The following is a 13,538-nucleotide window of genomic DNA, read 5'->3' as shown; positions in this document are numbered from 1 at the left end:
GTCATCCGAGGGTGGCAAGTGCCAGGACCTGCAGCACCAGTTCATCGTAAGTCAGGCCAGCGGCTCGTGCGGCCATCGGGACCAGCGAGTGGTCGGTCATCCCCGGCGAGGTATTCACCTCGAGGAAGTACGCCGCCGCCGGGCCCTCATCAGTGGGCACGTCGAGCAGCAGGTCTACGCGTCCCCAACCCCTTCCGCCAAGGATGCGGAAGGCCTCAAGGGCCTGCCGTCGGAGTTGCTGCTCGCGGCTCTCGGGAAGCCCGCAGGGACAGAGGTAGGCCGTGTCGTCGCGCAGGTACTTGGCCTGGTAATCATAGAAGTCGCTGGCCGGTTCGATCTTGATCATCGGCAGGGCCTGCTCGCCGAGTATGGCCACCGTATACTCGCCGCCGAGTATCGCGCGCTCGGCAATGACCAGCGAATCGTATCGGGCGGCCGCAGCATAGGCCGAGGCGAGTTCGCCGGGCCGACTGACCTTGGTGATGCCGATCGATGAACCTTCACAGGCAGGCTTGACGAACAACGGCAGTCCAAGCTCCGCTTCGACCCGTGCGAAGTCGCTCTCTGCGGCGAGCATCACGTAGTCGGGCACGGCTACTCCGGCGGCCCGCCAGAGCAGTTTGGTCCGCCACTTGTCCATGCCCAGAGCCGACGCCATCACCCCGCTGCCGGTGTACGGAATGCCCATCAGTTCGAGTACGCCCTGGATCGTTCCGTCTTCGCCGTGGCGTCCGTGCAGGGCGATGAATGCCCGGTCGAACCGACCGAGTGCGTCGAGACTGCGCTCAGCCGGATCGAAGGCGTGCGCGTCGACTCCCTGGCGGAGCAGGGCCTCGAGCACGCGCGAGCCGCTGCTCAGGGACACCTCACGCTCGGCCGAACGGCCGCCAAAGAGCACCGCCACCTTGCCGAATTCGCCCCGGGACACGACGTTCATGCCGCCTTCCCCTCCTCGACCAGTCTGGCAGGAATCCTGCCGATTGAGCCGGCGCCCATGGTCACCACCACGTCGCCGTCGCGGGCCGCATCGCGTATCGCCTGCGGCAGATCGTCGACCGCTTCGACGAAGATCGGCTCGACCTTTCCGGCAACGCGCAAGGCTCGCGCGAGCGATCGACCGTCGGCGGCCACGATCGGCGGCTCGCCGGCCGGGTAAACCTCGCCGAGGACGAGGGCATCGACGGTGCTCAGGACCTTGACGAAGTCGTCGAAGCAATCGCGCGTGCGGCTGTAGCGGTGTGGCTGGAAAGCCAGGAGCAAGCGGCGTCCCGGAAACGCTCCTCGGGCTGCGGCCAGCGTGGCGCGCATCTCGGCGGGATGGTGACCGTAATCGTCGATCAGGCTGATTCGCCCGCCATTCGGGAGCCTCACCTCGCCATAACTCTGGAATCGTCGTCCGACGCCCCTGAATTCGCCGAGAGCCCTGACGATCGCCGAATCGGCTACGCCGAGCTCGCTGGCCACGGCGATCGCCGCCAGGGCATTGAGCACGTTGTGTCGTCCGGGAAGGTTCAGGGTCACCGGCAGGCGGCTGACGCTGCCGTTCACCCGTACGCAGTCGAAGCGCATCCGGCCGCCCTGCGCTTCAACCTTGTCGGCATAGAGGCTCGCCGAAGCATCGAAGCCGTAAGTGACGATCTGCTTGCTGACCAGCGGCATGATCTCACGGACGTTGGAGTCATCGGCGCAGAGCACGGCGACTCCGTAGAACGGCAGGCGCTGCAGGAAGTCGACGAAGGCCTGCTTGAGCCGGCTGAAGTCGTGACCGTAGGTATCCATGTGGTCGGCGTCGATGTTCGTGACCACCGAGAGCACCGGCGAGAGGAAAAGGAACGAAGCGTCCGATTCGTCGGCCTCGGCGACCAGGAAGTCGCCCGACCCAAGGCGGGCGTTGGCTCCGGCGGCGTTGAGCCGGCCGCCGATGACGAAGGTCGGGTCCATTCCGCCTTCGCCAAGGATCGACGCGACGAGGCTGGTCGTCGTGGTCTTGCCGTGGGTGCCGGCGACCGCGATTCCCTGCTTGAGGCGCATCAACTCGGCGAGCATCTGCGCTCGCGGAACGACCGGGATCCTGCGGCTGCGCGCGGCGATGAGCTCGGGGTTGTCCGAGCTGACCGCCGAGGAGACGACCATGGCGTCAGCCTCGGCGATGTTCTCGGCGGCGTGTCCGATGAAGGTGCGCACACCGAGTGCCGACAGCCGCCGCGTCGCCGAGTTCTCGGAGAGATCCGAGCCGCTTACCGAATAGCCGAGGTTGACCAGAACCTCGGCGATGCCGCTCATCCCGGCGCCACCGATGCCCACGAAATGGATCGCCTTGACCTTGTGCTTCATCGAGCGACTTCCTCGCAAATCCGGGCGAGTTCGCCGGTCGCCTTGGGCCTGGCCAGCTCGCGCGCCCTGAGGGCCATCTGCAGGAGCTCGGCGCGCGCGAGACGCTGGATCTCGCAGATGGCCTGCGGGGTCAGGCGGTCCTGGGGCAGCAGGATCGCGGCGCCTGCCTCGGACAGGAAGCGCGCATTCCGCGTCTGATGGTCGTCCACGGCGTACGGGAACGGAACCAGGACGCTGGCTACGCCGACAGCCGCCAGTTCGGCGATGGTCAGCGCGCCCGCGCGACAGATCACCAGATCGGCCCAGGCGTAGGCAGCAGCCATGTCTTCGATGAACGCAACACAGTCTGCTTCGACTCCGGCAGCCTGGTACTCGTCACGCAGCCGCTCGAGATGCCGAGTGCCGGCCTGATGAAGGACCCGCGGGCGTTCGGCGCCATCGATCAGCGCCAGCCCGCGCGGGACGACTTCGTTGAGCGCGGCGGCCCCCTGGCTGCCTCCCAGGACCAGAAGGTTCAGCGGGCCGCTGCGTCCAGCTAGGCGGTCGGCCGGCGCCGGCAGGCTACTCATTTCGGGGCGCAACGGATTGCCCACCCAGAGCGCATCGGGAAGGACGTCCGGAAAGCCGCTGGCCACCCGCCGGGCGAAGCGGGCGAGGACGCGGTTGGCGAGACCGGCGATCGAATTCTGCTCGTGGATGATCAGCGGGCAGCCGCAAAGCACGGCCATCAACGCCCCCGGGAAGCTGACGTAGCCGCCCATGCCGAGCGCCACGTCGGGGCGAACGCGGCGAATCGCGCATAATGCCTGTGCGCACGCCGAGAGGAGATGCAGGGGGAGCAGCAGCTTGCGCAACAGGCCCTTGCCGCGCAGCGCGGCGAAGCGGACCCAGGCCATTTCATAGCCATGCGGTGGAACGATCCGAGCTTCGAGGCCGCTGCGTGCGCCCATCCAGACGACGTGCCAGTTGCGGCTGCGCAGCAGGTCGGCAACGGCCAGTCCGGGGAAGACGTGGCCGCCGGTGCCGCCGGCCATCACCAGCAGGGTCCTGATCATCGGCCAGCACCCTCCCGACGGCGCGTGCTGGCCGAGTGCGTCGGCCTGCTCCATAGGCTGATCCGTGCGCTCACAGCTTGGCTCCGCGCATCAACTGACGATTCTCCCAGTCGATTCTGAGGAGCACTGCGAGCGCCAGACAATTGGCCAGGATGCCTGAGCCGCCGAAGCTCATCAGCGGCAGGGTCAGGCCCTTGGTCGGCAGCAGGCCCATGTTGACGCCCATGTTGATGAAGCTCTGGACAGACAGCCAGAGCGCTATCCCCTGAGCGACCAGCGCCGAATAGAGGCGGTCGAGTGCCACCGCCTGGCGGCCGATGGCAAAGGTTCGCTGGATCAGCAGACCGAAGAGGATGATCACCACCAGCACGCCGGCAAAGCCGAGTTCCTCGGCGATCACCGCAAGCAGGAAGTCGGTGTGCGCCTCGGGCAGGTAGAATAGTTTCTCGACGCTGGCGCCGAGTCCCACGCCGAACAGTTCGCCACGGCCGAAGGCGATCAGCGCATGGGAGAGCTGGTAACCTCGTCCAAAGGCGTCTGCCCACGGATCCATGAAGCCGAAGATGCGGTCGCGGCGATAGGGCGAAATGATGATCAGGGCGGCAAAGGCCACCGCGAGGACGACGATCAGGACGACGAAGAGGCGCGCCCTCATGCCGCCGAGGAAGAGGATCCCCATGGCGACTGAAATGATCACCACGAAAGCCCCGAAGTCGGGCTCCTTGAGCAGCAGGATGCCGACGAGGACCATCGCGCCCGCGAGCGGTAGAAAGGCCTTCTTGAGGTCGTGCATGTGGGGCATCTTGCGCGTCGTATAGTCGGCCGCGTAGAGCACCGCGAAAAGCTTCATCAGTTCCGAAGGCTGCAGATTGAGAACCCCGAGAGGGAGCCAGCGACGCGCGCCATTGACCTCGCGGCCGATTCCCGGGACGAGCACCAGCGCGAGGAGCACCAGACCGCCGACGAAAAGCCACGGCGACCAGCGCTGCCAGACGGCGAGGGGAACCTGAAAGGCGAAGGCGGATGCGACGAGCGACAGCGCCAGAAAGGCCGCGTGCCGGACGAGAAAGTACGCTGGCTGATTGGCGGTCATTCGACCCGCTTCGGCGGTCGCCATCGACGCCGAGTAGACCATCACGAGGCCGATGAACAGGAGCATCAGCGTGCTCCAGAGCAGGACCAGATCGATTTCCGACGGCAGGCGGCGGGGCGTATCGAGCGTGCGCAACATCAGGCGGCCTCCAGTTCTCTGACCGCTTCGGCGAAGACCTGTGCCCGGTGAGCGTAATCGCGGTACATGTCCATGCTTGCGCAGGCCGGCGAGAGCAGCACGACGTCGCCCGGCCGCGCCTCGGCGGCGCACCAGTGCACCGCTTCGCGCATGTCCGCGCAGAAACGCATCGGCACGCGCGAGTCCGCGATCGCCGCGGCGATCAGGCCGGCATCACGCCCGATCAGCGCCACCCCGCGCGCGTGGTCGGCGATCGCTGCGCGCAGCGGCGCAAAATCCTGGCCCTTGCCATCGCCCCCGAGGATGATCATCAGCGGTCGCCCGAGCCCCTGGATCGCCGCCAGCGTTGCGCCGACGTTCGTGCCCTTCGAATCGTCGAAGTAGCTGACGCCGCGTACTTCGGCGACTTGCTCGACACGATGGGCAAGTCCGGAAAATTCTGCCAGCGCGGTCGCCACCGACTCCGGCTCGATGCCGATCGTCTCGCAGAGAGCGAGCGCGGCCAGCGCGTTGGCCGCGTTGTGCAGGCCGACCAGGCGCAGGTCGGCAAGTCTCAGAAGCCGCTTGCTGCCGCGCGCGATCCAGCCGTCGGCGACCCCGTAGTCGGCGGGGCCGGGCGGCGGATTGAGCCCGAAAGTGACCACTGTTCGGTCGGGCCGAGCGCAGCCCAGACTGCGTGGGTCGTCACGGTTGAGCACCATCACCCCGTCGCCGGCGAAGATGCGCGCCTTGACCACGGTGTAGGCGTCGAGACCGGCGTGCCGGTCGAGGTGGTCCTCGCTGATGTTGAGCAGGGTTGCCGCGGTGGCGTTCAGCGTGTATGTCGCCTCGAGCTGGAAACTCGACAGTTCGAGGACCCAGACTTCGGGCATTTCGCGGCGGTCGATCGCGGCCATCAGCGCGTCGAGTGCCGCCGGGCTGATGTTGCCGGCCAGCGCAGCGTTTTTCCCGGCCGCGCAGCAGAGCGAGCCGGTCAGCGCGGTCGTCGTCGTCTTGCCGTTGCTGCCAGTGATTGCCAGTACCGGTGTCTGCGGCGCGAGCTCGCGCAGCGCCCGGGCGAAAAGCTCGATCTCGGAAACCACCGGAATCCCGTGAGTTAGAGCGTCCTGGACCAGCGGGTGATGGATCGACACCCCGGGCGACACGGCGATCAGATCGACCCCGGCGAAAGCCGAAAGGGTGAGGCCACCCGTGGCGATCGCCGCCGAGGGTACCGTCTCGCGCAGCGCGGCGAGCCGGGGTGCCTGCTCGCGGCTGTCGGCGACGCGCACACGGGCTCCCTGGCGGGACAGCCATCTGGCCATGGCCAGTCCGCTCTGGCCGAGGCCGAGGACGAGCGCGAGTTTGCCCTGAAGATCCACGTCAGCGCAGCTTGAGCGTGGATAGACCGACCAGCACGAGCATGATCGTGATGATCCAGAAGCGTACGACGACCTGGGTTTCCTTCCAGCCGCCGAGCTCGAAGTGATGGTGCAGAGGCGCCATGCGGAAGATCCGTCGACCGTGCGTCAGCTTGTAGTAGAGCACCTGCGCGGCGACCGAGAGCGTTTCGGCGACGAAGATGCCGCCCATGATCGCCAGGACGATCTCCTGACGAACGATGATCGCCACGGTGCCGAGCGCCGCGCCAAGGGCTAGCGCCCCCACGTCGCCCATGAACACTTCGGCGGGATACGCGTTGAACCAGAGGAAGCCGAGCCCCGCGCCGGCCATCGCTCCGAGCAGTATCGCCAGTTCTCCGGCGCCGGGGATGTACGGGATCAGCAGGTATCGCGCGTAGACGGCGTGGCCGGCGACATAGGCAAAGATGGCCAGCGCCGCAGCGATCATGACGGTGGGCATGATCGCCAGTCCGTCGAGGCCGTCGGTGAGGTTGACCGCGTTGCTCGTGCCGACGACGACGAGATAGCTCAGAACGATGAATCCGATCACCCCGAGCGGATAGGCAATGCTCTTGAAGAAGGGGACGATCAGCTCGAGCTGGGCGGGCACGTTGGCCGTCAGGCCCAGATAAATGGCCACGGCGAGGCCGAGCAGCGACTGCCAGAAGTACTTCCAGCGCGCCGGGAGGCCGCGCGGGTTGCGATGGACCACCTTTTGCCAGTCATCGTACCAGCCGATCCCGCCGAAGCCGATGGTCACGACGAGGACGACCCAGACGTAGCGATTGCTGAGGTCGCCCCAGAGCAGCGTCGTGATGGTGATCGCGATGAGGATCAGCGCGCCGCCCATCGTTGGCGTTCCGGACTTCAGCAGATGCGTTTCGGGGCCGTCGTTGCGCACCGCCTGACCGATCTTCTTCGCGGCCAGCCAACGGATCAACCTTGGTCCGGCGATGAACGAAATGACCAGCGCGGTCATCGCGGCAAGGACGGTGCGCAGGGTGATGTAACCGAACACGTTGAACGCACGAACGTCCTGGGCCAGCCATTGGGCGAGCAACAGCAGCATTACACGCCCTCCCCGGCTGCTTCCGGCAGGCTCAGTGCATCGGCGACGCGCTCCATACGCATGAAACGCGATCCCTTGACGAGCACCGTCGTGCCTGCTGCCAGCTGAGCCGCGACGACGGAAGTCAGCTGCTCGACGTCGGTGAAGTGCTCGCCACCCGTACCGAAATTGTGGGCGGCGATGGCACTCGCCTCGCCGAGCGTGAATAGGCGGTCGATTCCCTGGCTCTTCGCGTAGCCACCAATCTCGTCATGGAACTGGCCGCTCATCTCGCCGATCTCGCCCATGTCGCCGAGAACGAGGATCTTCCGGCCGATCGTCGCAGCCAGGACATCGATCCCGGCCCGCACGGAATCGGGGTTGGCATTGTAGGTGTCGTCGAGCAGCACTGCCCCGTGCAGGGCGGCGCGCCGCTGCAAGCGGCCCTTGATGCCCCGGAAGCGGCCGAGCCCGGCGCTCACCGCTTCCAGCGAGGCACCGGCAGCCAGGCAGGCCGCAGCCGCGGCCAGTGCGTTGCGCGCGTTGTGCGCGCCGGGCAGGGCGAGAAGAACCTCGGTCTGCCCGGCTGGCGTGGTGATTTCGAGCCGACTCTCGAGGCCATGCGTGTGCGCCCTGCCATGGACGTCGGCCGGCCGGTCGAAGGCGAAGGTCATCACCCTGAGGCCAGCACACTGCTCGCGCCAGATCTCCGCCCACGGATCGTCGGCGCAGAAGACGGCCGTCCCGTTCTCGTCGAGTCCGGTGTAGATGGTCCCCTTCTCGACGGCGATCGCCTCGAGCGTGCCCATTCCGGCGAGGTGCGCGCGTTGTGCATTGGTGATCACCGCGACGCTGGGGCGCGCGATTCCGGAGAGGTAGGCGATCTCTCCAGGACGATTCATGCCCATTTCGACGACTGCGGCAGCATCGCCGTCGGCCAGCCGCAGCAGTGTCAGCGGCAGGCCGATGTCGTTGTTGTAGTTGCCGCGCGTGGCCAGCACGTTCTCGCCGAACGCGATACGCAGGATGCTGGCGATCATCTCCTTGGTCGTCGTCTTGCCGTTGCTGCCGGTGATGGCGATCAGCGGCAGGTCGAAACGGCTGCGCCAGTCGGCGGCCAGCGCTCCGAGCGATAGCTTCGTGTCGGCGACGACGAGCAACGACAGGTCGGGCTGCACGACTGTTCGGCGAAGCGTCGCTTCGACGACGGCCGCAGCGGCCCCGCGCTCGCGGGCAGCGCCGACATAGTCGTGCCCGTCGAAGCGTTCGCCGGTGAGCGCGACGAACAGCTCGCCTGCAGCGATGCTCCGGCTGTCGGTGGACACGCCGCAGAAGCTCACGTTCTCGCCGAGCAGCTGGCCGGCAGTAGCTCGTGCCGCGCTGAACAGATCCATGGTGATGGTCATTCCACTACCTCGTGCCGGGTCACCAGAGCCGCGCGTACTTCGGCGGCGTCGGAAAAGGCGTGGCGTACCCCCGAGATCTCCTGGTACGCCTCGTGCCCTTTCCCGGCGATCAGGACGACATCGGCCGGATGTGCGGTGAGCAGCGTTCGCCTGATCGCTTCCCGCCGGTCGACGACCACTTCTGCGCATGGGGCGCCTGCGGCGATCTCGACGATGATGGCTGTCGGGTCCTCGCTGCGCGGGTTGTCACTGGTCAGTACGACGCGGTCGGCGCAGCGGCTGGCGATTTCGCCCATCAGCGCCCGTTTGCCGCGGTCACGGTCGCCACCACAGCCAAAGACGACGCAGAGCCCAGCACCCCGCGCGCCGGCGACCGGACGCAGGGCGTTCAGCGCGTTCTCCAGGGCGTCCGGACTGTGCGCATAGTCGATCACCACCAGCGGCTCGTTGTCGCCGCCGATCTTTTCGAGCCGGCCGGCTGGCGAGGCGAGCAGCGCGAAACGCTCGGCGATGTCCTGCGGCTTCAGCCCGGCGTCGAGGAGTACGGCAGCGACCGCGAGCAGGTTGGAGACGTTGTAGCGACCAAGCAGTCCCGTCTCGACCGACGCGCGCCCGTTTGGCGTACAGAGGCAAAAGCGCAGGCCGTCGATCGCTTCCTCGACGGCCTCGGCACGGACAGTGCCTTGCCGGTTGTCGGGCTCGTCGCGTTGTGTGTAGCCGATGATCTTGCTCGCCGTGCTCTGCGCGGCAAGCTGGCGCCCGAAGGGATCGTCGAGGTTGATGACCGCGAGGCGCAGCCGCGGCCAGGCAAACAGTCTCGCCTTCGCCGCAGCATAAGCCGCCATGTCGCCGTGGTAGTCCAGATGATCGCGGGAGAGATTGGTGAACACCGCGACGTCGACCCGCGTCCCGTCGAGTCTGCCCTCGGCGATGCCGATCGAGCTGGCCTCGATCGCGCAGGCCTGCGCCTGCTGCCCGGCGAGGTTGGCAAGCAGGCGCATCAGCGCTGTGGCTTCCGGAGTCGTGAAACCGGTTTCGGCCATCGTCGACGGAAAGCCCGCACCGAGCGTGCCGATCACCGCGCACCGCCGTGGGTGGGTGGCGGCGATCCATTGCGTGGCGCTGGTCTTGCCATTGGTGCCGGTGACCGCAACGACCGACAGCCGTTCGCTTGGATACCCGTAAACGGCGTGCGCGAGCGGGCCGCGCAGGGCGCGCAGACCGCTGATCGGGAGACTGGCGACCGGCCAGTCATCCCCGGCGAGACCTTCGCCTGCCGTTCCATCGACCTGCTCCCAGAAGACTGCCACCGCGCCCCGGGCGATCGCTTCGTCGATGTGCTGGCGGCCGTCGACGAGGTTTCCCGGGCAGGCGAGGAAAAGGTCGCCGGCGGCAACCTTGCGGCTGTCGTCGGTGACGCCGGCAGGCGTCACACCGAGCGCCGCCAGTCGCTGCAGCGCGACTCCGGCAGCCTGATCCAGGACCGTCGTCCGGGTCATCAGAGCCGGGCCTTGGCCGCCGGCGGCTTCGCGGCGGCCGGGCTCTGTGCAACCTGCAGCGGGGCGTCCGGGGCAATGCCCAGCGTGCGCAGGGAACTGCTCATGATCGAGGCAAAGACCGGTGCCGCGACTTCGCCGCCATAATGTTTTCCGGCGCTCGGCTCGTCGATCATGACCGCGACGATTAGCCGGGGGTCAGAGGCCGGGGCAAATCCGACGAAGGAGGAGATGTACTTCTTCGCGTAGTGACGCCCTTCCAGCTTGTACGCCGTGCCCGTCTTGCCGGCCACCCGGTAGCCGGGGATCTGCGCCTTGGGCGCCGTGCCTCCGGGCTGAACGGCCATCTCGAGCATCGCTCGGACGCTGCGTGCGGTCTTGGCGCTGAACACCTGTTGGCCGGCTGGTGCGGACGAGTCCAGGCGGGTCAGCGAGAGCGGCGGGAGATCGCCATCGCGAGCAAAGACCGAGTAGGCGCGGGCGAGCTGGATCAGCGACACGGAAATCCCGTGGCCATAGGCCATGGTCGCCTGTTCGATCGGGCGCCAGTTCTTCCACGGTCGGACGCGCCCGGTGACCTCACCGGGGAAGCCGAGCCGGGGCTGTTGTCCGAAACCGACGTCGTTGAACATCTCCCACATCTTCTGCGCTGGGAGCATCGCGGCGATCTTCGCCGAGCCGACGTTGGACGACTTCTGGATGACTTCGGCGACGCTCAGGGCGCCGTGCGGGTGCGCGTCGGAGATCGTCGCGTTGCCGATCGTCAGACGTCCCGGTGCGCAGTTGATGATCGTGTCCGGGCGCACCTTGCCGCTCTCGAGGCCCAGCGCGATGGTGAACGGCTTGAGCGTCGATCCGGGCTCGAAGGTGTCGGTCACCGCCCGGTTCCGCAGTTGTGCACCCGAGAGAGTCTCGCGGTTGTTCGGGTTGTAGGTCGGCCAGTTGGCCAGCGCGATCACTTCACCGGTCCTGACGTCGAGCACGACGACGCCGCCGGCCTTGGCTTCGTTTTCGGCGACGGCCTGCTTGAGGTGGCTGTAGGCGAGGTACTGGATCTTCGAGTCGAGGGCCAGACGGATGTCCTGACCATCCTGTGGCGGCTTCGTCGATCCGACGTCCTCGACGATCTGACCGCGGCGGTCCTTGATCACGCTGCGACTTCCGGGTTGTCCGAGCAGCTGCGAGTGAAACGCGAGTTCGACTCCCTCGAGCCCTTTGTCGTCAACGCCGGTGAAGCCGACCATGTGCGCGGTCATCTCGCCGGTCGGGTAGAAGCGGCGGTATTCCTTGTCCAGGCCGATTCCCGGCAGCTTGAGCGCGGCCACCTGGTCGGCGACCGGCGGCGGGATCTGCCGCCCGAGGAAGACGAAGGTCCTCTCCGAATTGAGCTTGGCGGTCAGATGCCGGACGTCGGTTTCGAGAAGCGCGGCCAGCTGCCTCGTCTGCTCGGGGGTCAGCGAGGCCGCGGAGGGGATCGCCCAGACGGACTTCATCGGCGTGGAGATGGCCAGGACATCGCCGTGACGATCAGCGATCCGCCCGCGCGAGGCGCTGATCTCGATGTCCCTCCGGTAACGCGACTCGCCCTTCTCCTGAAGGAAGTCGTTGTTCAGCACCTGGAGATAGAAGGCGCGGCCGATCAGGACGGTAAAGGCCCCGAGAGTCATCAGCGCGAGCAGGCGCGAGCGCCACGGTGGCAGACTCAGCCGCAGCAAAGGGCTTTCAGCAAACCGGTGCGCCACCTTTCCCTTGAATCGCATCATCGCGAAGGTCCTCCTGCCGGAGTCGCAGAGACCACCCGCGCAGTGTCCGGCGTACTCATCTTCAATCGCTCGCGCGCGATCTTCTCGATGCGCGGCGCGGTTCCCCAGGTCGAGAGCTCGAGCTGGAGCTGTCCATATTCGATTTCGAGCTGGCGGGCCCGCTCCTGTTCTGCCTCGAGTGCCTGGAAGACCTTGCGCGCCTTGTGTTGCGAGGTGACCACGCCAAGGCTGCAGGCGACCACGGCGAGCAGCAGGAAGACATTCAGACGGACCATCTCAGGCCGCCATCGGAACGGTCTTCTCGGCGACGCGCATCAGCGCACTGCGCGCGCGCGGATTGGCGGCCACCTCGGCCGCGCTCGCTCGAGCCGGTTTGCCGACGAGTCGCAGTCGGGCGCGCGGAAGATCTGCGGCGCGCAACGGCAGTCGGCGCGACGCCTGATCAGGCATCGCCTCGCTGCGCAGAAAGTGCTTGACGATGCGGTCCTCGAGGGAATGGAAACTGATCACCACCAGACGGCCTCCCTGCTTGAGTACGGTCATCGCCTGAGGCAACACTAGCGCGAGTTGCTCGAGTTCCTGATTGATATGAATCCGTAGAGCCTGAAAGGTACGCGTCGCCGCATCCTGGCCGGGCTCGCGGGTCCGCACGGCCGCGCGTACAAGGGCTGCGAGTTGCCCCGTGGTGGCCAGCGGCTGCTCTCGCCGAGCAGCCACAACCTTCTCTGCAATCTGGACAGCAAACCGTTCTTCACCGTACCTCCTGATGACCTCAGCGATCTCCCGCACACTGGCGCGGCGCAGCCACTCGGCAGCCGTCTCTCCCTGCGTCGTGTCCATCCGCATGTCGAGTGGCGCGTCGTAGCGGAAGCTGAACCCTCGCCGCGCGTCGTCCAGCTGGGGCGATGAAACGCCGACGTCGAGCAGGACGCCATCGACGCTTTCCTCAACCTCGATTCCGGCCAGCTTCAGCGCGCCGGTCAGATCGCCGAAGCGATGGTGCATGACGACCAGTCGTCGGTCAGCGATTTCCCGGCCGATCGCCACCGCCTGTGGGTCACAGTCGACGGCGAGCAGCCGACCCGCGGGTCCAAGCCTTTCGAGAACCGCTCGTGCGTGCCCACCGCGGCCGAAAGTGCCGTCGACGTAGGTTCCTTCCGCCTTGACCTGCAGAGCGTCGACCGCCTCCCGCAGCAGCACGGGCTGATGTTCGCCGGTCCCGGTCACAGCGCGAGGTCTTCGAGGTCTGGGGGCAGGAACTGGTCGCCAAGGGCGAAGACTGCTTCCTGCTGCTTCTGCCAGCCGGCGTCGGACCAGATTTCGAAGTGGCTTCCCTGGCCGACCAGCCAGACCTGCTTGTCCAGCTGCGCGAACTGACGCAACTCGGCGGCGATCAGCACACGGCCGGCAGTGTCCATCGCTTCTTCGCGAGCGTTGCCGACGAGCAGGCGCTTGATCGCTGCAGACTGGAGGTTGAGACTCGAAGCCGCGAGCACCCGGTCGCGAATCGGGGCCCAGGCCGGTTCCGGATACAGGAGCAGGCAACGGTGTGGATGGGCCGTCAGGACGAGTCGCCCGTCGGCGGCAGAGACGAGCGCTTCTCGATGCCTGGCCGGAATGGCCAGCCTCCCCTTGGCATCAAGACTCAACGCTGCTGCACCCTGAAACATCCTGCCCGCTCTCTCCCTGCTCTTGAGCCATGGATGGGCCATGACTCCCACAATTCGCCACGAATTCCCACTTTAAGACAAAGAAACGGTCAAGGCAAGAGGTTCACGACTCGTTTTCTCAATGACGACAAGCACTTATGAGTGCTTGCTGAA

The 13,538-nt window shown here is 66.7% G+C and carries 12 protein-coding genes; all 12 read right to left on the bottom strand.

The genetic code is table 11. The annotated features are described in order from the left end of the window. Nucleotide 1: 1 nt before the first annotated feature. The 12 genes from NFW05_RS13300 to mraZ all read right to left on the bottom strand — a co-directional run bounded on the left by NFW05_RS13300 (nucleotide 2) and on the right by mraZ (nucleotide 13,385). On the bottom strand, nucleotides 2-937 hold the full coding sequence (locus NFW05_RS13300; RefSeq protein WP_295307658.1) for a D-alanine--D-alanine ligase: 936 nt from the start codon (nucleotides 935-937) through the stop codon (nucleotides 2-4). Continuing rightward, nucleotides 934-2,334 (bottom strand): UDP-N-acetylmuramate--L-alanine ligase, encoded by a 1,401-nt coding sequence (murC, locus tag NFW05_RS13295; protein ID WP_295307655.1) that lies wholly within the window; start codon nucleotides 2,332-2,334, stop codon nucleotides 934-936. Before murC ends, NFW05_RS13300 begins: the two co-directional genes overlap by 4 nt. Then, the gene (gene murG, locus NFW05_RS13290) at nucleotides 2,331-3,386 is read right to left on the bottom strand and encodes an undecaprenyldiphospho-muramoylpentapeptide beta-N-acetylglucosaminyltransferase (protein ID WP_295307803.1); all 1,056 of its coding nucleotides are present in this window, start codon (nucleotides 3,384-3,386) and stop codon (nucleotides 2,331-2,333) included. Before murG ends, murC begins: the two co-directional genes overlap by 4 nt. A gap of 73 nt (nucleotides 3,387-3,459) precedes the next feature. Then, on the bottom strand, nucleotides 3,460-4,620 hold the full coding sequence (gene ftsW, locus NFW05_RS13285; protein WP_295307652.1) for a putative lipid II flippase FtsW: 1,161 nt from the start codon (nucleotides 4,618-4,620) through the stop codon (nucleotides 3,460-3,462). Next, entirely contained in the window at nucleotides 4,620-5,981 is a 1,362-nt protein-coding gene (gene murD / locus NFW05_RS13280) for a UDP-N-acetylmuramoyl-L-alanine--D-glutamate ligase (RefSeq protein ID WP_295307649.1), read from the bottom strand. The genes ftsW and murD overlap by 1 nt, the downstream gene beginning before the upstream one ends. A 1-nt stretch (nucleotide 5,982) precedes the next feature. Beyond that, nucleotides 5,983-7,071 (bottom strand): phospho-N-acetylmuramoyl-pentapeptide-transferase, encoded by a 1,089-nt coding sequence (gene mraY / locus NFW05_RS13275; RefSeq protein ID WP_295307646.1) that lies wholly within the window; start codon nucleotides 7,069-7,071, stop codon nucleotides 5,983-5,985. Continuing rightward, the gene (gene murF, locus NFW05_RS13270; RefSeq protein WP_295307644.1) at nucleotides 7,071-8,456 is read right to left on the bottom strand and encodes a UDP-N-acetylmuramoyl-tripeptide--D-alanyl-D-alanine ligase; all 1,386 of its coding nucleotides are present in this window, start codon (nucleotides 8,454-8,456) and stop codon (nucleotides 7,071-7,073) included. Before murF ends, mraY begins: the two co-directional genes overlap by 1 nt. Next, entirely contained in the window at nucleotides 8,453-9,955 is a 1,503-nt protein-coding gene (locus NFW05_RS13265) for a UDP-N-acetylmuramoyl-L-alanyl-D-glutamate--2,6-diaminopimelate ligase (protein ID WP_295307641.1), read from the bottom strand. Before NFW05_RS13265 ends, murF begins: the two co-directional genes overlap by 4 nt. Further along, a complete protein-coding gene (locus tag NFW05_RS13260; RefSeq protein ID WP_295307639.1) occupies nucleotides 9,955-11,715 on the bottom strand; it encodes a penicillin-binding protein 2 in 1,761 nt (586 codons plus the stop codon). The genes NFW05_RS13265 and NFW05_RS13260 overlap by 1 nt, the downstream gene beginning before the upstream one ends. Further along, entirely contained in the window at nucleotides 11,712-11,990 is a 279-nt protein-coding gene (gene ftsL, locus NFW05_RS13255; protein WP_295307636.1) for a cell division protein FtsL, read from the bottom strand. Before ftsL ends, NFW05_RS13260 begins: the two co-directional genes overlap by 4 nt. Nucleotide 11,991: 1 nt before the next feature. Beyond that, nucleotides 11,992-12,942 (bottom strand): 16S rRNA (cytosine(1402)-N(4))-methyltransferase RsmH, encoded by a 951-nt coding sequence (gene rsmH / locus NFW05_RS13250; protein ID WP_295307633.1) that lies wholly within the window; start codon nucleotides 12,940-12,942, stop codon nucleotides 11,992-11,994. Next, nucleotides 12,939-13,385, bottom strand: coding sequence for a division/cell wall cluster transcriptional repressor MraZ (gene mraZ, locus NFW05_RS13245; RefSeq protein WP_295307630.1), 447 nt, complete (start codon nucleotides 13,383-13,385; stop codon nucleotides 12,939-12,941). The genes rsmH and mraZ overlap by 4 nt, the downstream gene beginning before the upstream one ends. Nucleotides 13,386-13,538 lie beyond the last annotated feature (153 nt).

Source organism: Accumulibacter sp. (genome assembly GCF_023806625.1).
Lineage (GTDB): Bacteria > Pseudomonadota > Gammaproteobacteria > Burkholderiales > Rhodocyclaceae > Accumulibacter.
Note: the sequence above shows the minus strand (reverse complement) of the source record. Positions and strands in the feature narration are given on the sequence as shown.